The 20,625-nt window shown below is 65.3% G+C and carries 18 protein-coding genes and 2 pseudogenes; 14 read left to right on the top strand and 6 right to left on the bottom strand.

Annotated features, from left to right (window positions below; translation table 11 throughout):
- The first annotated feature begins 183 nt into the window (after window positions 1-183).
- From HET64_RS06940 to HET64_RS06885, 14 genes and pseudogenes are all read left to right on the top strand, one after another.
- A complete protein-coding gene (locus HET64_RS06940; RefSeq protein WP_215103162.1) occupies window positions 184-1,689 on the top strand; it encodes an FAD-binding oxidoreductase in 1,506 nt (501 codons plus the stop codon).
- A complete protein-coding gene (locus HET64_RS06935; RefSeq protein ID WP_215103161.1) occupies window positions 1,679-2,686 on the top strand; it encodes an aspartate carbamoyltransferase in 1,008 nt (335 codons plus the stop codon). Before HET64_RS06940 ends, HET64_RS06935 begins: the two co-directional genes overlap by 11 nt.
- A gap of 71 nt (window positions 2,687-2,757) precedes the next feature.
- A complete protein-coding gene (locus tag HET64_RS06930) occupies window positions 2,758-3,945 on the top strand; it encodes an acyl-CoA dehydrogenase family protein (protein ID WP_251144906.1) in 1,188 nt (395 codons plus the stop codon).
- Between the two features lie 63 nt (window positions 3,946-4,008).
- Window positions 4,009-4,956 (top strand): phosphotransferase, encoded by a 948-nt coding sequence (locus HET64_RS06925; RefSeq protein ID WP_215103160.1) that lies wholly within the window; start codon window positions 4,009-4,011, stop codon window positions 4,954-4,956.
- A gap of 13 nt (window positions 4,957-4,969) precedes the next feature.
- Entirely contained in the window at window positions 4,970-5,245 is a 276-nt protein-coding gene (locus HET64_RS06920) for a hypothetical protein (RefSeq protein ID WP_215103159.1), read from the top strand.
- 32 nt (window positions 5,246-5,277) lie between these two features.
- Window positions 5,278-6,930, top strand: a complete 1,653-nt coding sequence (locus tag HET64_RS06915; RefSeq protein WP_215103158.1) for a carbamoyltransferase N-terminal domain-containing protein — start codon at window positions 5,278-5,280, stop codon at window positions 6,928-6,930.
- 108 nt (window positions 6,931-7,038) lie between these two features.
- A complete protein-coding gene (locus HET64_RS06910) occupies window positions 7,039-8,094 on the top strand; it encodes a pyruvate kinase (protein ID WP_215103157.1) in 1,056 nt (351 codons plus the stop codon).
- Window positions 8,081-8,875, top strand: coding sequence for an AAA family ATPase (locus tag HET64_RS06905; RefSeq protein WP_215103156.1), 795 nt, complete (start codon window positions 8,081-8,083; stop codon window positions 8,873-8,875). The genes HET64_RS06910 and HET64_RS06905 overlap by 14 nt, the downstream gene beginning before the upstream one ends.
- 227 nt (window positions 8,876-9,102) lie before the next feature.
- A pseudogene (locus tag HET64_RS06900) lies at window positions 9,103-10,701 on the top strand (ISAzo13 family transposase).
- Between the two features lie 134 nt (window positions 10,702-10,835).
- The gene (locus tag HET64_RS06895; RefSeq protein ID WP_215103155.1) at window positions 10,836-11,342 is read left to right on the top strand and encodes an NUDIX hydrolase; all 507 of its coding nucleotides are present in this window, start codon (window positions 10,836-10,838) and stop codon (window positions 11,340-11,342) included.
- Window positions 11,343-12,043: 701 nt separating this feature from the next.
- Window positions 12,044-12,214, top strand: a complete 171-nt coding sequence (locus HET64_RS38810; protein ID WP_251144905.1) for a transposase family protein — start codon at window positions 12,044-12,046, stop codon at window positions 12,212-12,214.
- 90 nt (window positions 12,215-12,304) lie between these two features.
- A complete protein-coding gene (locus HET64_RS06890; protein ID WP_308369874.1) occupies window positions 12,305-12,799 on the top strand; it encodes an ISAs1 family transposase in 495 nt (164 codons plus the stop codon).
- 82 nt (window positions 12,800-12,881) lie between these two features.
- Window positions 12,882-13,000 (top strand): annotated as a pseudogene (locus HET64_RS40020) (transposase); the annotation flags it as partial.
- Between the two features lie 233 nt (window positions 13,001-13,233).
- On the top strand, window positions 13,234-13,578 hold the full coding sequence (locus tag HET64_RS06885; RefSeq protein WP_215103154.1) for a GIY-YIG nuclease family protein: 345 nt from the start codon (window positions 13,234-13,236) through the stop codon (window positions 13,576-13,578).
- A gap of 471 nt (window positions 13,579-14,049) precedes the next feature.
- Here the strand turns inward: HET64_RS06885 and HET64_RS40015 are convergent, their stop codons facing one another.
- From HET64_RS40015 to HET64_RS06855, 6 genes are all read right to left on the bottom strand, one after another.
- Window positions 14,050-14,343 carry a transposase gene (locus tag HET64_RS40015; RefSeq protein ID WP_356733717.1) on the bottom strand — a complete coding sequence of 98 codons (294 nt, stop codon included), beginning with the start codon at window positions 14,341-14,343 and terminating at the stop codon, window positions 14,050-14,052.
- An 852-nt stretch (window positions 14,344-15,195) separates the two neighbouring features.
- Window positions 15,196-15,786 (bottom strand): lytic polysaccharide monooxygenase, encoded by a 591-nt coding sequence (locus tag HET64_RS06875; protein WP_215103152.1) that lies wholly within the window; start codon window positions 15,784-15,786, stop codon window positions 15,196-15,198.
- A gap of 159 nt (window positions 15,787-15,945) precedes the next feature.
- Window positions 15,946-16,983 (bottom strand): LacI family DNA-binding transcriptional regulator, encoded by a 1,038-nt coding sequence (locus HET64_RS06870; RefSeq protein WP_215103151.1) that lies wholly within the window; start codon window positions 16,981-16,983, stop codon window positions 15,946-15,948.
- 168 nt (window positions 16,984-17,151) lie between these two features.
- The gene (locus tag HET64_RS06865) at window positions 17,152-18,621 is read right to left on the bottom strand and encodes a GH1 family beta-glucosidase (protein ID WP_215103150.1); all 1,470 of its coding nucleotides are present in this window, start codon (window positions 18,619-18,621) and stop codon (window positions 17,152-17,154) included.
- Between the two features lie 83 nt (window positions 18,622-18,704).
- The gene (locus HET64_RS06860) at window positions 18,705-19,625 is read right to left on the bottom strand and encodes a carbohydrate ABC transporter permease (RefSeq protein WP_215103149.1); all 921 of its coding nucleotides are present in this window, start codon (window positions 19,623-19,625) and stop codon (window positions 18,705-18,707) included.
- Window positions 19,626-19,639: 14 nt separating this feature from the next.
- Window positions 19,640-20,623 carry a carbohydrate ABC transporter permease gene (locus HET64_RS06855; RefSeq protein ID WP_251144904.1) on the bottom strand — a complete coding sequence of 328 codons (984 nt, stop codon included), beginning with the start codon at window positions 20,621-20,623 and terminating at the stop codon, window positions 19,640-19,642.
- Window positions 20,624-20,625: the final 2 nt, after the last annotated feature.

Genomic DNA, 20,625 nt, shown 5'->3' with positions numbered 1-20,625 from the left:
ATCACTGTCTATCTCCTGACAGGCATAGCACCGCGTCAGCGCATTACTTCCTCGGATTTTCGTGGGTCGAGTCTTCTACACCCACCCGCATGCTGAGCTGCCGGAGCCGGCGCGGGCCCAGCTCCTCACCGGTTTTGGTCCACGCCAGATACCACCATCCCCTCCCGGAATCGGGTTAGAACGATGAACCATGACCTCGTAAGCCGCTGGCTATCCCAGTGCCGGGGCCCGCTTGCCATCGATGTTGTCGAACCAACCCACGAATCAACTGCCCGCCACGGCGGGAGCAATGTCAGCTCCTTCCGCTCACGCACATTTCCGGCGCGGTTGCGCCCCTCGTCAACGGCGCAGGTCCAGAGCATCATCCGGTGCATGCCCTCAGAAGCACCCGGTCTCAGCGTGTATCCCCTGAGTACAGGTCGCAACTGGGGGTTGGGTTCCTCCGAACCCGTGGACGATGGCTCAGCTGTGCTCGAGCTCGGCAAGATGGACGCAATCCGGCTTCTGGACGCCACCACGGGCGTCGCCGTCGTAGAGCCGGGGGTGACCCAAGGAGCCCTCGCAAAGAGACTCGAAGGCACCCCATGGATGCTGAACGTCACGGCGTCGTCGGCTCATACCAGCGTCGTCGGCAATGCTATGGAACGCGGTGTCGGCCTGCGTCGCCAACGCACCGAAGACATCATCGGTCTCGAGGTGGTGCTCGCCGATGGCACACTCGTCCACGTGGGCGCCTGGCCTGGGGACGGCAATTCCACGCCGTACGCGCACGGCCTGGGTCCTGGACTGCTGCCCCTATTTCTCCAGTCGAACCTCGGTGTCGTCACGGCCGCCGCCGTGCAACTGATCCATCGTCCCGAAGTCATACGTATCTCGTCACTGCACTTCACCCAAGAGAACCTCGAAGTTGCGGTCGACGAACTGCGCCGCATCTACACCCGCGGCTTGGCACAGGGTGTACTGAAGGTCTACTCTCCGGCCGCAGTCACCGCCTACGGAGGCAGGAGCGAGCGCCAGTACACGGCGTACATCTGTACCAACGGGACTTCGCGCGTCGTTGGCGCGGCACTGGCTGACATTGAGGACGCGGTCCGGGCCTCCGGGAGCCTGTACGACTTCCGATGCCTGCGCCCTGCAGATACTGTGAGCGACGTTGTCGCAGATGCTGTACTGCACGCGTACGCGGGGGACCCCGGTCGCAATGACGCCATGCTGGAGGCATCCCTTGGCGTTCCTGCGGCACGGGTCGACCAGGACAGCGATCAAGGCTGGCTGTTCTTCCTGCCCATGTTGCCCTTCACGGGAGAAGCCGTCAGTCGTGCGCGCAAGCTCCTCGACCGAGTCACGGCCGAGACCGGTGTCGATTGCGGCATGACTATCAACGGGATCACAACCGAACTGGTCGACCTGGTGGTGACCATCCGATTCCTGCGGACGGCGGAAAACACTGCAGGTGCACACCAAGCTCTAGACTTGCTCTATGAGGCTTTCCCGGTGAACGGCTTTCTGCCGTATCGCGTCGATATCGACCATATGAGGCAAGTGCCCGATCTCCGTCGAGACCAGTCTCAGTCGGATCTTCTGCACCGTCTGAAATCCACCTTGGACCCCAACCATTTGATCGCGCCGGGGCGCTACCCATCCTCCCGAGGCTCCGATCCGGAAGGGTGCCACCGTAATGACATTTGACGACAGCGACGGCAGCTTTCCCCGTCATCTGGTTTCGGTCCGTGACCTGATGCTCGAGCAGGTAGACCGTGTGCTGCAAGAGGCTGATGAGTACAGCACGATGCCCGTGCGAGAGAGCCGGCAGCTCTTCCCGCATGCCGTCCTTGGTGTCCTGTTCTTCCAGCCAAGCACTCGAACGCGACTCGGGTTCGAGGCGGCCGCTCTCCGGCTCGGGGCCCGCGTCCTCGGCTTCGCGGACCCGGCAACCAGCCGATCCGTTGACTACACCGCTGAATCCCTCGAGGACACCGCGCGCGTTGTCGGCAACCTCTGCGACATCGCCGTGATCCGGCACTACGTCCACGGTGCGGCCCGCCGGGCAGCCTCTGTCTGCGCAGTTCCAATGATCAACGGAGGAGACGGCTCGAACGAGCACCCTACCCAGGCGCTAAGCGACGTTTGGTTGATGAAGCGACGCCTCGGCACCATCCGCGGTGCAGTCATTGGCCTCATCGGCGACCCATCAACCCGGGTGTTCCGCTCGCTCCTGCTTCTGCTTGCTGGGATGCACGTCGGGAAGGTGCTATTCCTCGTACCGCCGGTCTTCGCGTTCAGTCACGTCGGCCGATCAGATTTCGTGCACACCACCCTGCCTGGCGATATCGAAAGGGTGCTGGTCCAGCAGCGTATTTGCTTCGAGTTCCGGTCAACGGTCGAAGAGCTACTCGAAGAATCCGACGTCATCGAGATGATGCCCGTCGAGGTCCCGAGTCTGGAGGCGGACCCGCGATCCCTCGCGAAGCAAGCCTTCGCCACTCCCGAGCGATTTCGCCTGACCGCGGAGAAGATTGAGGCGACGCAGTCCAAGGCGCTCATCCTTCACCCCGGGCCGCGATCAGACGAGCTGCACCCGGACACCGACAATCTTGACAACAGCCTTTATTTCCAGCAGGCATCCGACTCGGTGTTCCTCCGAATGGCCGTGATGGCCTCTTTGCTGCGGGAGCGCATCCGATAGCGGAACGCCAACGTCCAGATCGACCCGCCTCCGTACACATGTGACGACCCAATTCCTTAGGAAAACACCTCATGGAAATGACTGCTGCGGTCACCAAATCCTCCCCCGCGTCGGAGGAGTATCTGGACGCCAGCGAGATCATGCGTCGCGTGCGCGAGGCACTGCCCACGATCCGGGCCAAAGCCACCGAAATCGAGCAGGCCCGTCGGCTTACGCAGGAGATCGTGGTCCTCCTACGCTCCACCGGTGTCTTTCGCATGAACATGCCCCGTTCATGGGGCGGGCCCGAGATGTCGGGGTCGGAACAGGTGCGCATTATCGAGGAGATCGCAACAGCGGACGCTTCAGTCGCCTGGTGCGCCATGATCGGGACGGACTCGGGCATCTACTCTGGTTTCCTGCAAGACGACGTGGCGCGCCGCATGTTCCACCGACTCGACACGATAACAGCCGGTTGGGTCTTCCCTGCCGGCAAGGCCGAGCGGGTCGCAGGCGGATACCGGATGAGCGGCCACTGGCGCTTTGGCAGCGGGTGCACCCACGCCGACTGGCTGGTGGCGGGTTGCACCGTACACGAACGTGGCGACGTGCGGCGCACTCGAGACGGAAAGCCTGAGTGGCGCGTCCTCATCGCCCAGCCACACGACTACGACATCATCGATACCTGGCATACGACCGGCTTGGCCGGCAGCGGCAGTTGCGACTACACGGCCGACGGTCTGTTCGTGCCAGAGGAACGCTCCTTCAGCTTCTACGAGCCCAAGCGCGGTGGACCGACCAATGCTCAGCCAGACGCCGTACTGCGCAAAATGTCTGGAGTGCCGCTCGGTGCAGCCCGAGCGGCAATCGACTACGCACGTACAGTCGCCGCGGAGCGCATCGCCTCGGGAAGGGGAGCGGAGACGCGCTTCTGGACCATCCTGAGCCGCTGCGAGATGGAGCTGGGCAGCGCGCGCGCGTATGTCTACGCATCCTTGGACCGCCAGTGGGAGCGCCTGACCGCCGGTCAGCCGCTGACGACAGACGAGCGGATCGCCGTCTCGCTTTCCCGTTACCAGGCATTTCGCGCAGGCCGAAACATCATCAGCCGACTGTCTGACATGGTCGGCGGCTCATCCGTGTACGTGCAGCGCACGCCTCTCGAGCGGTACCTACGCGACCTAACAACTGCCTGCCAGCATGCAGTTGCTCAGGAAGAAAACCTGGAGTTCGCGGGAGAACTCCTCCTCGGCGGCACCCCGAACGCGCCGTTCCTCTGATGCCTCCCCATTTTCACGGCAAGGGATGTGAATATGTCCACCGCCCCCCACGAGGACTGCCGTATGGCGGTCGTCACCCAGTCCTCCGGCTACGTGGCGGGAGGGATGCCTGTCAGGGTAACTCCCTTTCCTGCCACGCCCACGGAGTGGGCCAGCACTTACCACGTTCGTTGGGCCAACTCCAAACAGGGCGCGGTGGCCCGGGTAGTAAGCCCGGAACTCTCCTCTCCCGAAACCACCCGTGCTGAGTTCGAGTTCGCCCAGGAGCTGGGAGCAGTCGGCATCGGCCCGAAGGTCCTGCACACCGACCTCAACGCCAGAGTGCTTCTCATGGAGCACGTGCCGGGTACGCACCTCACCGGCCGCGCAGCAACTGATCGACAATTGCAGTGGGTTGCCGATCTACTCCAACGCCTGCACGGCCTACATGTGTCCAACCGCTCTCGGCTCGCCGAACTCAAGACGGCGGAGGCTTTGAAGCAGGTTCGCCGGGTGATCCGTGGGCACAAAACCATGGCACCGTACGCAGAAGCTCTCGAACGTTATGCGAGTATCCGAAAAAGCCTAGCGGTCGTGAAGCCGAATGAAAAACTGTGCCACAACGACTTGAATCCGACGAATATGATCTTCGGTGACGAACGCATGTGGCTTATCGACTTTGACCACATGGGCCTCGGTGACCCTTTTTTTGATCTCGCCACTACTATTCTGTCTTTGCGGTTTGATCAGCAGTCAGAGCAAAGCTTTCTCGGCTACTATTTTGAGCGCCCGATTACGGCCGCCGAGGTTCGCCATCTCGACCTTACCAAGACGTCGGTCCTGTTGCGCTATGCGCTCATGACCTTGGCACTCTTACCCCCCTCGTTCGACTTCGCCCAGGCAGAGCACCTCCGGGGCGAGACTCTTCCCTCGTTCGTATTTCAGCACCAGGCTGGCGAGGACTTTCACGTCGCTGTCTATAGGCTCAGCCGTTCCTTCCTTTCCTCCGCCCTTGGCCGCTGCCCCTCATAGAAATGAGACCTGAATGCCCCTCATCGAATTCGTCGGATACAGCCGCGAAGAGGCCACCGAGCGCATGAGTAAGTATTCCGAGCTATTCAGAGAGTTGGACTTCGCCAACGACTACATTTTCGTCATCGACCAGGGCAGCAAGGTCATCGGCCTCAACGGCATTGAGCAGCCGTTGGTACGCGTACGGAGCCGCTACCCGGATCGGAACGAAATAACCCAAAAGATCCTCGCGCCGTATGAGGACGTTGAGATGCTGACTATCACCTTCCAAGCGCGTGATGCCGACTAGCTGCCGGACCCAATCGACAAGAAGGATCGACTATGCGGATTTGTGGAATTAAGACCACACACGACGGCGGCGTTGCGCTGATCGAAAACGGAAAGCTGATCTTTTCGTACGAGATGGAGAAGCTGGACAACCGAGAGCGATATTCCAAGATAGATGATCTCGGCATCGTTTTTGGTTTGCTCGCGGAGCACGGGTACGCGCCGGGCGACATCGACCATTTCGTTTTCGATGGCTGGTACAAGACGAAGAAGATCCTGAACTGGTTCGGTCAGGAAGTAGAAATTGAACTCGCGCCATATCGTCGAGGGATCCTCGGAGGGGATGTCTTCCAGGAGTATTCAGGAAAGGTCCTTGACCTTCCCTATCTCAGCTACACCCACTACGCAGGGCACGTCGCCTCCGGCTACTGCACGAGTCCCTTCGCCAAACGGGGCGAGAGTTCCTACGTGCTTAGCTGGGATGCCTGGATGTTCCCCTACCTCTACTTCATCGATGGCGAAACGGGGAAAGCCCGAAACCTGGGCACGCTTTTCCACCTCATCGGTGACTCGTATTTCAGCCTGTGTCAGGGGTTCAAGCCCTTCGATGGGCCGATGAAGTTCCCGGAACCTCTCAGCCTCGCAGGAAAGATCATGGCGTACATCGCCAACGGAACACCGCATCCCGATGCCATCGCCCATCTCAACCGGCTGGCAACCGAGGCTTATGAGCAGGCCATGGCGGATCACCGCACCGAGGAAGATCACTTCTCGCAGCGTGATATGGGTGTGGCCGTTCTCGAGTACATGAAGCCGCGAATCCGGCTCCAGGACGGAGCGGTCACGGACGTGGACATGCTCGCATCGGTTCACGCTTTCCTGCAACAGAAGCTTCTCGCTGGGCTCCAGGAGAAGCTATCTACCGAAACGACAGGAATCCGGAACCTGGCCATCGTCGGCGGCTGTGGCCTCAACATCAAGTGGAACAGCGCCATACGCGATTCCGGTCTGGTCGACGAGGTCTGGATTCCGCCCTTCCCGAACGATTCCGGTAGCGCCATAGGAACGGCCAGTGCCGCGATGCTGGCCCGCACCGAGCACCGTGCTCTGGAATGGGACGTTCACTCCGGACCGACACTCAAGCCCGTCGATATTCTCGACGGATGGTCGGCCAAGGAGTGCTCCCTGGAGGGCCTGGCGAAGATCTTGCACGAACAAGGTCGACCGGTCGTATTCCTCAACGGCCGAGCCGAGCTAGGCCCTCGGGCTCTCGGCCACCGCAGCATCCTGGCACCAGCTGTGGACGCAGGCATGAAGCAGGTACTCAACGAGGCCAAGTCCCGGGAGGACTACCGCCCCGTTGCACCTATCTGTCTGGAGCACCGGGCGGGGGAAATCTTCTCGCCGGGAACCGCCGATCCCTACATGCTCTTCGACCACCAGGTCAAGGATGAGTGGGTGTCCAAAGTGCCGGCTATCCGTCACCTCGACGGCACCGCCCGGTTGCAGACCGTCAACGCGGAGCAGAGCCCCGAGATCGCCCAACTGCTGACGGCATACGAGCGATTGAGTGGAATTCCGCTGCTGTGCAACACCAGCGCCAATCTAAATGGCTCCGGGTTCTTCCCTGACGTACAGAGTGCCATGAGCTGGGGCCGAGTCAGCCAGATCTGGTCCGACAGTGTGCTCTACACCAAGATCGACTGAACACGGCCCGGCAAAGCGACCCATCGCCCCGGGGCGATGGGTCGGGCGCGGCCTCGCCCGACCTATCGCCTCACCCAGGTGACCTCACAGAAACGGAAGCACAGAGCCATGTCCAACATCATCATCACGCTGGGTCCATCAACGAGCACCAAGGAGAGCATCCGACGTGTCCTCAAGGCCGGTGCCGATGGCATACGGTTCCCCGCCTCCAAGTTCGCACCGGACGAACTTGCCGAGCGGGCGGTGGGTATCGCAGAGATTGCCCAGGAGCTGGGGTGCAGCCCCGACCTCTATCTAGACCTCCCCGGTTCGAAGGCTCGCTTCTCCAACAACGAAGGCTTCGACCTCAGCGGGCTCAACCGGATGCGGGTGAGCTTCGCCGACGTTCCAGCCGTCCACGACGCGGAACTTCCGGAAATTGGCCTCACCGGGGCCGGGTTCAGCCACCTACTCGAACCCGGCGACGTGATGATCGTCGGTGATGGCGAGGACGCACTGCGAGTCACCGAGATCGCGGCCGACCACTGCATCGTCGAGCCCATGACCCGGGGCATCCTCGGCAGGCGGCGCGGAGTCGTTGTCCGCGGAAAGGTCCCACCGGTCGTCGCGCTGACCGACCACGATGTGGCCGCGCTGTCCAAGCTTCCGGGGACCATCTTCTCCGCCGTCATCCTGTCCTTCGTCGAATCCACCACGACGATCGCCCAGGCCAGGGAAGTGATGGAGGCAGCCGGCGGTAACGGCGCTCTTCCCAGCATCGTCGCCAAGGTCGAGACGAAGCTCGGTGTCGAAGCCATGGGGCAGGTCGCCAAGGTTGCGGACGCGGTCCTCCTCGGACGGGGCGACCTCCTCCTCGACGTCGGCGAGCTCGACTTCTACGACGCGGGAAAGTCGGTGATCAAGGAAGCCGCAAAGAACGGATGCCCCGTCATCGTCGGCACGCAGTTGCTCAACAGCCTCTCCGAGTCCTGGCTCCCGAACCGCTCCGAACTAGCCTACGTCTCGCACCTGCTGGAGAAGGGTGTCGACGGTTTGCTGCTGTCCACGGAGACCACAGTCGGCCAACAGCCGGTGCGCACCATCGAGCTACTACGTGAACTGATCGACCGCTATGGCAGCGGCCGTCCCACGACGTCTATGTTTCCCTCTCGTGCTGGACTCTGACGGCGCCTCTCTGCGGGAACTCGCCAATTCTTCGAAGAAAGAAGGCCATGGGGTTATGTCAACTCGACGGCATAGCATTGTCCACGGAGTTCTACTTGAGGGCATCAACTACAGCGGCAAATCCACCGTAGCCAGGCTCCTCGGCGAGAAGCTAGCCATGCGCGGACACGTACCTCGGCAACGGCACTGCTACGCCGTCGAGTCGTCGATCAGCCAAGAGTTGCAGCGGCAGGCGTTCGAGTCAGTCCAGAACTGGGAAGACCGGGCTTTCCCCGACGCCGATCTAATGCGCGCGTTCAACATCAGGAAGTCCGCACAGATACTCGTGGACAGTGGCCTTATCGCAGAGTCCGATGCCGGCGCCGACGCCGACGCCGAGTCCGTGATCGTCCAAGACCGCCACTGGTTCACCCAGTACTGCAGCAACGAGTTCTTCAACCCCGGCGAGGGGCTGCTGTCGAAGCCGTGGCTGCGCCAGCACGCCCCTCGGTTCACTGTACAGGTATATCTCACCTGCTCTCAGGAGGAGCGACTCCGCCGCGCCAGCCAGCGCACCGGCCCTGAGAAGCACAACCTGAACTCCTATCAACGTGCCCACCTCACCGAACTCGCGTCCTATGACGCCTTCTGTAAGAGCCTCATCCGGAACGACCCCGCGTGGCAGATCATCCAGACCGATTCCGTAGGCGCCGATGTCGTGGCGGACACAATTCTGGCCGTCTTCAACGCCGCCACAGCCAGCGGCACTGAAGATCTGCAAGAGGCTGAGTCACGGGCGTAAAGATCGAGCGAAAGTACCTTGCAGCAAACGATGGCTGGCGCTCCGTGGTCGACTGTGGTTCGCCAATCATCCAGGGGTGCCTAAGCTTAGGGTTTGCTGGGAAACAAGTCGTGGCTTCCGGCAGGCGGGCTCGTTGTTCTGGTATGGGGAGACCGGAGGGGGCCGAGGGTGTCCTGGCGGCGAAGTTCCAGGTGTTGTTGCCGCATCTGGACGAGCGTTAGCGTCGGCTGGCCATAGGGGCGGAAGCACTGTCGCTGGGGCATGGTGGGAATAGACTGGTCGCTGCCGCGGCCGGCGTTCGGGAGGGCACGGTCTCGCGCGGTGCGGTAGAACTGGCGTCGGGTCACGCTCTGTTGGGGCGGGTCCGTCGTTCTGGTGGAGGCCGGAAGAAGGCCGTGGACCTTGATCCGGGGCTGCGTCCGGCTCTGCTTGCGTTGGTAGAGCCCGATGAGCGGGGTGATCCGATGTCGCCGCTGCGCTGGACGACGAAGTCGACCCGGAAGCTGGCAGCGGTGCTGACCCGGCAGGGCACCGGGTCTCCGCCGACACTGTCGCCGGCCTGTTGCGGGAGGAAGGCTTCAGCCTGCAGGCCAACGCCAAGACCATCGAAGGTGCCCAGCACCCCGACAGGGATGCCCAGTTCCGCTACCTCAGCGAGCAGGCACGAGATCACAGGGACGCCGGTGACCCGGTGATCAGCGTGGACAGCAAGAAGAAGGAGCTGATCGGCGACTACAGGAACGCCGGGCACGAATGGCAGCCCGCAGGACAGCCCATGAGGGTCAACACGCACGACTTCCCCGGCCAGGCCGAGAAGGCAATTCCCTACGCAATCTACGACATGACGGCGAACACCGGTTGGGTCAGCATCGGCACCGATCACGACACGGCGGCGTTCGCCGTCGCCTCGATCCGACGGCGGTGGCAGGCGGTCGGCCGGCACGACTACCCCGGCGCCCACCGGCTGCTGATCACCGCTGACGGTGGCGGCTCCAACGGCTACCGCACCCGCGGCTGGAAGCCCCAGCTCGCCGACCTCGCCGCCGAGACCGGCCTTGAGATCACGGTGTGTCACCTGCCGCCCGTTACCTCGAAGTGGAACAAGATCGAGCACCGGCCTGTTCGCCCACATCACCATGAACTGGCGAGGCAGGCCCGTGACCAGCCACGAAGTCATGCTCCAGACCACCGCCGCGACCACCAGCCGCACCGGCCTCACCGTCCAGGCCGAACTTGACAGCGGTGAGTACCCCACCGGCATCCGCGTCAACGACGACGAGATAGCCGCCCTGCCCATCACCCGCCACCGCTTCCACGGCGACTGGAACTACACCCTCCACCCCCAACGCCCGACGGACACGGCGACCACCACCAGCACACAGGGCGAGGCCCTGGCGGACGGACCGGCCCGCCTCACGCGGCGTTCGCTACAGGACCCGGAACTGACCGGGATGACCCGCCGGCAGCTCAACGAACTCATCGACGTGCTGACTCCAGCGGTCAAGATTCAACGCGAGCAAGTGCTCCGCACCCGCAGAGGCCACGAACGCCTGGTGGCCCCTGGCACAGCAGCCAAACCCAAGCTCACCTCAGCCGACCGGGTCCTGGCCACCGTGCTCCACCTGCGAAAACTCGCGACCATGGACCTCCTGGGCCAGCTCTTCAACACCGCCGCCATGACCATCAGCCGCGCAGCGAAAGACGTCCGCCCGCTCCTGGAAGCCCTCGGAGTTCACATCCCTGCCTCGACCGCCCGCTTCCACACACCGACTGACATCGCGAGATTCCTCGACCTCGACAAAAGCAAGATCGAACCGACGTGTTGATTCCCGGCAAGCCCTTACGGCAGTTGGATGCCCGAGGCGGCCGAATGAGGGCTCCGGAGGGGCTTGGGATGGCGCGGTCGAGCAAGGCACGGCCCGCGAAGTGGTTGTCTGCCTTCTGTGCCATCGTGTGACCCATGCATGAGCTTGTTGAGCGGGTCGATGAGCATGACAAGGTGCTGGGTGTTGTGGACAGGAGGGAAGCAATTCGTCACGGGTGGCTCCATCGCATCGCGACGATCGTGTGCCGCGACACTGCAGGGCGAATCTTCGTCCATCGCCGTCCAGATGATGTCTCGCGTTTCCCCGGACAGCTCAACTGGATGGTAGGAGGCGCCGTGGACGTGGACGAGTCCTATGAGGACGCCGCTGCACGAGAGTTGGCGGAGGAGTTGGGAGTTCACGCCAGTCCTCGTTTCGTTTTCAAGTTCTTGTGTGCGGGTGTGATCAGCCCGTATTGGCTTGGCCTACACGAGGCGATCGTCACAGAACCCGTCCAGCCCAACCCTGAGGAAGTCGCTTGGCATGACTGGCTGACCGTTCCTGAACTAGTTGATTTGGTGAGCCATCGGACGTTCGTTCCAGACGCCCGTGAGGCCTTTCATCAATATCAGTCCCTGCCGTCACGACCAAAGGTTCCGTGAACTGTCTAGGGCGTACTGGGAAGCTGAGCCGAACCGGATTCCGTAGCGGCCCTGAAGCCAGGCATACCCGCCTTGCCAGATGGGAAGCGCAGGTCTGCTGCCTGCACCCCGGAAGTATCCCAAGACCACGGAGTTTGGTCCGATCCGAGGCTGTCAACCGGATCAGGGCATATCGAGTAATCGCAGATCAGGGAAATGGGGCTCCTGGTAGGGCAGGGAAGCCGACCAAGGTCTTCCCACTCAAAGGAGCCCGTTGCCCGCCATTGAGCCTTTTCAAAGCTGGCGGCCTTGACCGCGAGTTGGGCAGTCCTGCACAACGAAGAAGCTCCTGGCAGACGGGTTCTCGACCAAGATCACCCATGTCCGCCAGAAGCTTCGCGTGCTTGTGTACCCGTCTTCGATCGATCTGTCCAGCCGGACCCTGCGGTTCCTGACCGGACAACTGACAGCCAGGCGGCAGAAGATCGGGACGCGGCGGCGACTGTCGGTCGGCCGCCGTGCCCTCCCAACCTTGGCCCGGCAAGGCTTCGGCGTGGTCGTGTGACATCCGGTTTGTGTCGTTCTGGCAACCGGATGTGGGGGTTCAAGACGAGAGCAGGCACGGCTTCAAGATCATGGAGTTCTCAACGCCCCGTGAGCCGACTGGAAGACCGTGCTGGCCCACGTATCATCGCCGATCCCGGCGACCCCTGACCAACTTCATGATCGTCAGGCCGGGGACGGGGAGTTCGCTGGAGCGGCTGGCCGAGGTGCCCGAGGTGCCCGACCCGCGCGATCCGCGCAGAGCGAGCCACCGGCTGACCGTCGTCCTCGCCCTCGTCGCCTGCGCCGTCCTGTCCGGGCTGACATCGCTGCTGGCAGTAGGCGAGTGAATCGCCGATGCCCCGCCGTCCGTACGGGAACAAACCGGCGCCCCGCACGATCCGGTGCTGCCCGGCCGGGCCCTGCCGGCCGAAGCCACAGTGCGCCGCCTGCCGACCCGCGTCGACGGTGATGCACTGGCCCGCGCGGTCGGTCGTTGGCTCGCCGACCGTCGCACCAGGCCGAAGGGGCTGTGCGGCCTCGCGGTGGACGGTCAGGCGCTTCGCGGAGCGGCCAGGGCCAAGGGCCGCAAGATCCACCTGCTGGCCACGCTGGACCAAGCCACCGGCCCGGTCATGGCCCAGCTGGACGTCGGCGAGAAGACGAACGAGATCACCTGCTTCCAGCCATTGCTGGACACCGTCGCCGATTTAGCCGCCACCATGGTCACCAGCGATGCCATGCACACCCAGCGCGACCACACCGACTACCTCCTCGCCCGGGGCGCCCACAACATCGTGATCGTCAAGAAGAACCAGAAGAAGCTGTTCAAGCAGCTCAAGTCCCATCCCTGGAGGGACATCCCGCTACAGGGCCGCACCCGGAACACCGGACACGGAGTTGTGAGTCGCCGTTCGGCTACCGTTTCGTGGTGAGGTTGCTGAACGTCGTCCTCGCTGAGGAGAGGAAAGTTTGACCAGGCGTTTCAGCTTGGCGCGGGTGCCTTCGATGTTCCTCCGGGACGGGCAGCCGGAGGCGTACTGCCGCCCGCAAGGCTGGACGCGATCCGCTACCTCGTGGACAACGGGATCAAGTGGCGGGCCATGCCAGCCGACTTCCCGCCGTGGGACCGGGTCGATGCGCTCAAGGATCTCCGAAACTCCCGCGTCCCCACCCAACTCGAAGGCGACGTCCAGTGACCACTACACCCCCTCCTCCGCCGACGCCTCCTGTGCACATTCCTCTACTGGCGTCGACCCGCCCCTCGATCGGTCAACTCCAGGAGGAAGCCCGAGTAATCCTGAGGGCCGGCGCCCCGGTGCCGCTTCCCCTGCCCGTCCGTCGCCTGCAACGCAGGCTATTGGAACGGATGAGGCAAGAGCTGGTCGACACGGGAGCCTGCCTCCACCGTCTGTACGTTCTGGAGGTCGCGGGGCCCAATCCCCGAATCAAGATCGGGCGCAGCAAGAACCCTTGGGGACGCATCCCCCAGCACCTCCGGGAGATGAACCGGTATCAGTACGGCCTGGTCGACCTGCACCTCACCGACTCCGTCCCCGCCCATGCGATAGAGCGAGCCGAAACGCAGGCTCACCGCTTCATGACCAAGTTCAGCACCCCCATCGCGCAGGAAGAGTTCATGAACGGCGACTTCGCCTCCGCTGTCACCTGCGCCGACATCGCTGCCATGCTCGCGGCCTCTGACTCCGACTGATGCGGCCGCGATGCCCGGCCGTGCAATCTGCCAAGGAGAGAGCCCACGTTCATGCCCTATGACAGCCCTGGAGAGGAGATTCGCTCTCGGGGATTGGTACCCCTGGAACCTTATCCAGGAACCGGCGGTGTCTCCTGGCGCTGCCGCTGCCCCAACGGCCACGAGGTCGAGGTAGTCCCCTACCGGCTCCGCGCGGAGACGACGCCTGCTGTCCCGCATGCGGCCGGGCCGAAGCAGGGCGCGGCCGCCGCGAGGCCGCCGAGGTCAAGCACACTGCCGTCATGAGGGCGGCCAGGTATGAGCCGCTGGAGCCCTACCCCGGCAGCGGGACGCCGTGGCGCTGCCGCTGCACAACGTGCGGGCACGTCGGCGCACGGCGGCTGTCCTACATCCGCAACCTGATCAAGGTGCAAGCGGAATCGGGTTGCGCCGCCTGCAACCACACGGCCCGCGGGGAGCAACAGCGCAGGGCTAACGCCGCTCAAGCCGAGGCTTTGATGCGCGCGGCCGGGTGCGAGCCCTTGGAGCCCTACCACTCCGCCTCAGCCCCCTGGCACTGCCGTCACACGTCGTGTGGCGAAGAAGTCCGGGTGAAGGCCTCCAGTGTTCGGCCTCGCCGCGGTCGATCTTTGCCTGCTTCACCGACCCGCGCAGCCCTTCAGGACGGACGCCCGGATCCCTCGCAACCTCGGTGACCGTCTTCTCAGAGGACAACGCCAGGGCGACCGCGTCCCGCTTGAACTCGACCGTGTAAAACCTTCTCATATTGCTCTTCTGGCTCACTACCTGTAACTGCTTCCTCCGGGACCATCCGTCCCAGTATCAAACTGTCCAGCCGACAGGGGGAACTTCAATCTGTATTTCGGCGAACCCCATCGAGCCGCCAAGACTGACGGCACCTATCAGCCAAGTCCGGCTTCTCCAAAGCGCGCCACTCCGTACAAGCTGCGGCGGTCGCAAGAAGGAGAACTGCCTTGACTCAAGAAGTGCACCCACCGATCTCACTCCACGTATACGCGGAGGCCGCTGCCATCCTCAAAGTTGATGAGTCATGGTTGCGCCGCCACATCAAGAAGATGCCGCACAGCAAACTCGGGGGACGCGTCCGCTTCACTGACGGGGACCTGCGACGCATCGTGGATCTCTTTCACCAAGAACCATCCACGGCGTACCTGGCTGCGCCCTGCGCCACCATCGGCCCGAGCCCTCTACGAGCCCTTCGACCGATTCCCCGCTCCACGACGGGGCGCGCGTCCTGACTCTGCCCTCCGCCCTTCGCAAACGGCCCCGGAAGCGCTCCGGGGCCGTTTCGCTGTCCGCGTCAGTCGCTCTCCTGGAAAGGCGCTGCCACGAGGTTCGTCACTCGTCCCCACCGCAACCTGGCTCCTACGCGGTGAGGTGGTTTGGCCATGGCCAAACCAAGTCGCACGCAGCGGCACACCGCGACACTTCACGTCATACATCTGCACCCATTCGTCCGCATTCCCAGCAAAGCCGCAGGTCACGATCGGGATACGAAACAGGTTCAAGTCCCGTTACTCACCCTGATGGAAGGGCCCCGGTCTTCGGACCGGGGCCCTTCTTCATGGGGTGCGGGCGGTGTGCCGCCCGGTCGCCTCAGAAGGTGACGTCGGAGCAGGCGTAGAAGGCGTTGCCGGTGTCCGCGATGGTCCAGACGCCGAGGATCAGGTGCTTGCCCGACTTCTGCGGCAGGTTGCCCGCGTGCGTGACCGTCGCCCCGGGCTGCCGCCCGCCGAACGGCACGGTGAGGAACGGCTGCGGGTCCAGGTCGGCCCGGGTCAGGGGCTTCGCCGGGTCGTAGCCGTCCTTGGTGACGTAGTACCGGAAGTCGGTGGTGGCGTGCCGGGCGGTGATCCGCCAGCGGAAGGTGTGGCTCGCCCCGGCGCTCACCGCGGAGGCGGGCCAGGCTCCGCCGCGCGGGTCGTCCAGCTCGGCGAACCGCTGGTTGCCGCCGGCGCAGATCAGACCGTCGCGGGGGCCGCGCGCCGGGAAGCCCTTGAGGCCCTCGACGCTCGGCGGCTCCCACTGGATCTGTCCGCAGTCGCGGACGGTGCCGTTGCCGCAGAGCTGCTGCCGGCTGATGGGCGAGTCGGTGTACCCGTGGCCCTGCGCGCTGCCGGAGGTGGCCAGCAGGGAGACCCCGGCGATGCCGAGGCCGAGGAGTAAGGAGGTGATCTTTCTGCGCATGTTGGTGCTCCTGGGGTGAGGGGTGGAGCGTGCGGACAGATGGACCGGTGTGCGGCGGCTCACCGCACTTGGTCTAGACCAAGACGGAGGCTAGTCCTGTCTTTTGGTCATGTCCATACCACTGGAAGGCGCCCGGACGACCGCCCCACCGGCCGTCCGTCACGACGAGTCGCGGACCACCAGCTCCGTGGGCAGTACCACCGAAGGACGCTCGTCGCCCGGGGCCCGGCCCGCGATCTCGTCCAGGAGGAGCTGGGTCATCCGGCGGCCCATCTCCTCGATGGGCTGGCGGACGCTGGTGAGGGCCGGGTGCATGTGGCGGGCGACCACCGAGTCGTCGAAGCCGATCAGGGCCACGTCCTCGGGGATGCGGCGGTCCGCCTCGCGCAGGACCTGGCGGGCGCCGGCGGCCATCACGTCGGAGGCGACGAACACCGCGTCGAGGCCGGGGCGGCGGGCCAGGAGGTCGCGCATGGCCCGCGCGCCGCCCTCCTCCGTGAAGTCGGCGGGGGCGATGAGGCGCTCGTCGGGGGCCAGCCCGGCGGCGGAGACCGCCGCGCGGTAGCCGTCCAGGCGGCGCTGGGCGCCGTAGACCTCCAGGCGGCCGGTGATCGTGGCCACCTGGCGGCGGCCCCGGGAGACCAGGTGCTCGACGGCGGCCCGGGCGCCCTCCAAGTTGTCGGAGTCGACCGAGGGCAGCGTCTCGGCCGCGTGCCGGGCGCCGCTGATCACGCAGGGCATGCCCAGCTGCTCCAGGAGCTCCGGCAGCGGGTCGTCGGCGTGCACGGCGACCAGGAGGACCCCGTCGACGCGGTGGGCGGTGAGGTACTGGGCGAGCCGGCGGCGCTCGCGGTCGTTGCCGACGAGGGTGAGGAGCAGCTGCATCTCGGTGTCGGCGAGGGCCGCGCCGACGCCGCGCACGATCGCGGAGAAGTACGGCTCGGCGAAGAAGCGGGTCTCCGGCTCGGGCACCACCAGTGCGATGGCGTCGGTGCGGTTGCCCGCCAGGGCGCGGGCGGCACGGTTGGGGACGTACCCCAGCTCGGCCACGGCCGCCTCGACCGCCTGCCGGGTCGCGTCGCTGACCCTGGGCGAGCCGTTGATGACCCGTGAGGCGGTGCCCCGGCCGACCCCGGCCCGTGCCGCCACCTCTTCGAGCGTGGGCCGCCCGCCGTTCCGTACTCGCGCTGCCGCCATGGCCGCCTCCCCGTTCCCGGTCAATTTCTCACAGCCGTACAGTCAATCCAAGTCCTGGACCGATCACCCCGACGAGCGTACGGACAGTGTATTGGGAGCGCTCCCAAGCGGGGGACGAAAAGGCGGTGGGCCCGGTCGGGGTCGACCGGGCCCACCGCTCTCACCGGGTCAGGCGTCCGGGCCCGCGGCCGGGGGCAGCGCGTGGCGGGCGATCACGTCGCCGTACCAGTGGGCGCTGGACTTCGGCGTACGTCGCTGGGTCGCGTAGTCGACGTAGACCGCGCCGAAGCGCTTCGCATAGCCGTAGCCCCACTCGAAGTTGTCCATCAGGGACCAGAGGAAGTAACCCCGTACGTCGGCCCCGTCGGCCGCCGCCCGGCGTACCGCCTCCAGGTGCCCCCGCAGATAGGCGATCCGCTCCGGGTCGTGGACCCTGCCGTCCGCGTCCGGGGCGTCGTCGAAGGCCGCGCCGTTCTCGGTGACCATCAGCGGCAGGTCCGGGTGCTCGCGCGAGACGTCCATGAGGAGGTCGTACAGACCCTCCGGCTTGACCGACCAGTTCATCGCGGTGACCGGCCGGCCCTCGGCGAGGTGGAACGCGACGTGCTCCGAGCCGGGCCACGGGGAGTGCTCGCTGCTGCCGTGGCCGTCGTTGCGGGTGTCCCCGGCGCCGGAGGGCGACGCGCTCACGATGGTCGGCGTGTAGTAGTTGACGCCGAGCAGGTCGATCGGGGCGGCGATGGCGGCGAGGTCGCCCGGCCGGATCAACTCGCCCCAGTTGACGATGCGTTCGGTGTCCGCCAGCAGATCCTCCGGGTACGCGCCCTTGAGCATCGGGCCGGTGAAGACCCGGTTGCCCACCGCGTCGATCCGGCGGGCCGCGTCCGCGTCCGCCTCACTGCCGGTCAGCGGGCGCACCTGGTGGAGGTTGAGGGTGACCGAGGTCTGCGCGGCAGCGGGGAGGTTCGCACGCAGCGCCTCGGCCGCCCGGCCGTGGGCGAGGTTGAGGTGGTGGGCGGCCCGCAGCGCGGCGGCCGGTTCGGTGCGGCCCGGGGCGTGGACCCCGGAGCCGTAACCGAGGAAGGCCGAGCACCAGGGCTCGTTCAGCGTGGTCCACAGGCCCACACGGTCGCCGAGGGCGCGGGCCATGATCGCCGCGTAGTCCGCGAACCGTTCGGCCGTCGCACGCTCGGGCCAGCCGCCCGCGTCCTCCAGCTCCTGCGGCAGGTCCCAGTGGTAGAGCGTGGCGACGGGCTTGATGCCGGCGAGGAGCAGCTCGTCGACGAGCGACCGGTAGAAGTCGAGACCGCGTTCCACGGCGGGCCCCCGGCCGGTGGGCTGGACACGGGACCAGGAGACGGAGAAGCGGTACGCCTGGAGTCCGAGGCGCTTCATCAGGGCGACGTCGTCGCGGTAGCGGTGGAAGTGGTCGGCCGCCACGTCCCCGGTGTCCCCGCCGAGCGTCCGGCCGGGCGTGTGGCTGAAGGTGTCCCAGATGGAGGGCGTGCGGCCCATCTCGGCGGCCGCGCCCTCCACCTGGTACGCGGCGGTGGCCGCGCCCCAGAGGAAACCGGTCGGGAAGGGGGCCGTGGCGGCGGGGGCCTGCTGCGGGACCGTGTCAGGTCGGACGGCTGTCATGTGGGAGCGCTCCCTTGAGGAAGTGAGGGGTGGGAAGGAGGTCGGAGAGGGGCAGGGCCGGGCAGGAGGGCGTCGCGAGGAGGTCAGCCCTTCACGGCGCCGGACATGATCCCGCCGACGATCTTCTTGCCGAAGACCACGAACACCACCAGCAGCGGCAGCGTGCTGATCAGCGCGCCCGCCATCACGATGGACTGGTCGGGGGTGTACGAGGCGCTGAGCTGGCCGAGGGCCACCTGAAGGGTGGGGTTCTGCTGGTTGAGGGCGAGGTAGGGCCAGAAGAAGTCGTTCCACGCCTGGACGAAGGTGAGCATCCCGAGCACCATCATCGCGGGGCGGGCCACCGGCAGCACCACGCTCACCACGATGCGGAGGTTGTTCGCGCCGTCGATCTTGGCCGCCTCGATCAGCTCGTACGGCAGCGCCTCGATCAGGTACTGGCGCATGAAGAACACGCCGAACGCGCTCACCAGCGTCGGGAAGATCACCGATTCGAGCTGTCCGCCCCAGCCGAGGCCGGACATCATCATGAACAGCGGGACGACGCTGAGCTGCGGCGGGATGGTGAGGGTGGCGATGACCGCGGTCATCAGCCAGCCGCGGCCCCGGAAGCGCATCTTGGCGAACGCGTATCCGGCGAGCGTGCAGAAGAAGAGCGTCGCGAGGGTGATGGAGGACGAGACGATGACGCTGTTGAGGATCGCCTTGCCGAGGTTGGCCTGTTCCCAGGCGGTCTGGACGTTCTCCAGCAGTTTCCCGCCGGGGAGGAACGGCGGGGTGGAGGCGAGGACCTCGTCCTGGGTGCGGGAGGCCGCGACCAGGGTCCAGTAGAGCGGCAGCAGCGATCCGAAGCCGACGACGGCGAGCGCGACGTACGCGAACGGGCCGCCCTTCATCTGCGCTCCCGCGCCCATCCGGAAGCGGCTCGGGCGCCGCGGGGCACGGCCCTTGGGGGCCGGCGCGAGCTTCACGGGGGCGGTGTGCGTGGGGCTGGTGAGGGTCATGGATGCGCTCCCGGTCAGACCGCGGACTTGCGGACGAATCGGCCGATGAACCAGTTGGCCGCGGCGATGATCAGCAGGAGGGCGAGCATCGCCCAGGCGACGGCGGCGGCCGGACCGAGATGTCCGAGGTTCCAGCCGTAGTTGTAGAGGTAGATGCTGAGCGTCTCGTACTGGTTCTCGTTGCCGCCGGTGGCGCCCAGCGCGCCGCCCTCCAGCAGCAGCGGCTCGCCGAAGAGCTGCATGGAGCCGATGGTGGAGATGACGATGGTGAACAGGATCGTCGGCCGCAGCGAGGGGATGGTGACCTTGCGGAACTGCTGCCAGCGCGAGGCGCCGTCCAACGAGGCCGCTTCGTAGAGGTCGTTGGGGACGGCCTGCATCGCGGCGAGGTAGATCAGCGCGTTGTAGCCGGTCCAGCGCCAGATCACGATGATCGAGATCGCCAGCTTCGACGTCCAGTGCCCGTTGGCCCAGTTGACAGGATCGAAGCCGACCAGGCCGAGGGTCCAGTTCAGCAGTCCGCCGTCGGCCCGGAACACCAGGGCGAAGACGAGGGCGGCCGAGGCGACCGAGGTCGCGTACGGGGTGAGGATGATCGTGCGCCAGAACGTGCTGGCCCGCAGACGGTAGTTGAGGAGGTGGGCCAGGCCCAGGGCGACCAGGAGCTGCGGGACGGTGGAGATGACGCCGATCAGGAACGTGTTGCTGACCGAGGTCCAGAACTCGGGGTCGTGCAGGATCTTGTCGAAGTTCTCCCAGCCCACCCACTCCATCGAGTCCAGGCCGGTCATCTCCACCCGGTGCAGGGCGATCCAGCCGGTGTAGAGGAGGGGGTAGAGCCCGAAGGCCCCGAAGACGAGGAAGAACGGGGCGATGTACGCGTACGGGGACGCCTTGTCGTCGAACCGCCACAGCCGGCTGCGCCACAGCTGCCGCCGTTCGCTGGGTGGTTCCTTCTTCGGTTCACGGGGCGGGGTCGCGCTGTCTCTGATACACATCT

It is taken from the genome of Streptomyces sp. McG3 (genome assembly GCF_018619185.1).
Classification (GTDB): Bacteria; Actinomycetota; Actinomycetes; order Streptomycetales; family Streptomycetaceae; genus Streptomyces.
This window is presented reverse-complemented; position numbering and strand designations above follow the sequence as displayed.

Bases quoted from the DNA above. Each gene is read 5' to 3' on its own strand.
- HET64_RS06910 (WP_215103157.1), top strand. From the start codon at position 7,039: ATGTCCAACATCATCATCACGCTGGGTCCATCAACGAGCACCAAGGAG.
- HET64_RS06930 (WP_251144906.1), top strand. From the start codon at position 2,758: ATGGAAATGACTGCTGCGGTCACCAAATCCTCCCCCGCGTCGGAGGAG.
- HET64_RS06935 (WP_215103161.1), top strand. From the start codon at position 1,679: ATGACATTTGACGACAGCGACGGCAGCTTTCCCCGTCATCTGGTTTCG.
- HET64_RS06925 (WP_215103160.1), top strand. From the start codon at position 4,009: ATGGCGGTCGTCACCCAGTCCTCCGGCTACGTGGCGGGAGGGATGCCT.
- HET64_RS06870 (WP_215103151.1), bottom strand. From the start codon at position 16,983: ATGGCGGCAGCGCGAGTACGGAACGGCGGGCGGCCCACGCTCGAAGAG.
- HET64_RS06855 (WP_251144904.1), bottom strand. From the start codon at position 20,623: ATGTGTATCAGAGACAGCGCGACCCCGCCCCGTGAACCGAAGAAGGAA.
- HET64_RS06940 (WP_215103162.1), top strand. From the start codon at position 184: ATGAACCATGACCTCGTAAGCCGCTGGCTATCCCAGTGCCGGGGCCCG.
- HET64_RS06895 (WP_215103155.1), top strand. From the start codon at position 10,836: ATGCATGAGCTTGTTGAGCGGGTCGATGAGCATGACAAGGTGCTGGGT.
- HET64_RS38810 (WP_251144905.1), top strand. From the start codon at position 12,044: ATGATCGTCAGGCCGGGGACGGGGAGTTCGCTGGAGCGGCTGGCCGAG.
- HET64_RS06875 (WP_215103152.1), bottom strand. From the start codon at position 15,786: ATGCGCAGAAAGATCACCTCCTTACTCCTCGGCCTCGGCATCGCCGGG.
- HET64_RS06915 (WP_215103158.1), top strand. From the start codon at position 5,278: ATGCGGATTTGTGGAATTAAGACCACACACGACGGCGGCGTTGCGCTG.
- HET64_RS40015 (WP_356733717.1), bottom strand. From the start codon at position 14,343: ATGAGAAGGTTTTACACGGTCGAGTTCAAGCGGGACGCGGTCGCCCTG.
- HET64_RS06860 (WP_215103149.1), bottom strand. From the start codon at position 19,625: ATGACCCTCACCAGCCCCACGCACACCGCCCCCGTGAAGCTCGCGCCG.
- HET64_RS06920 (WP_215103159.1), top strand. From the start codon at position 4,970: ATGCCCCTCATCGAATTCGTCGGATACAGCCGCGAAGAGGCCACCGAG.
- HET64_RS06865 (WP_215103150.1), bottom strand. From the start codon at position 18,621: ATGACAGCCGTCCGACCTGACACGGTCCCGCAGCAGGCCCCCGCCGCC.
- HET64_RS06885 (WP_215103154.1), top strand. From the start codon at position 13,234: ATGAGGCAAGAGCTGGTCGACACGGGAGCCTGCCTCCACCGTCTGTAC.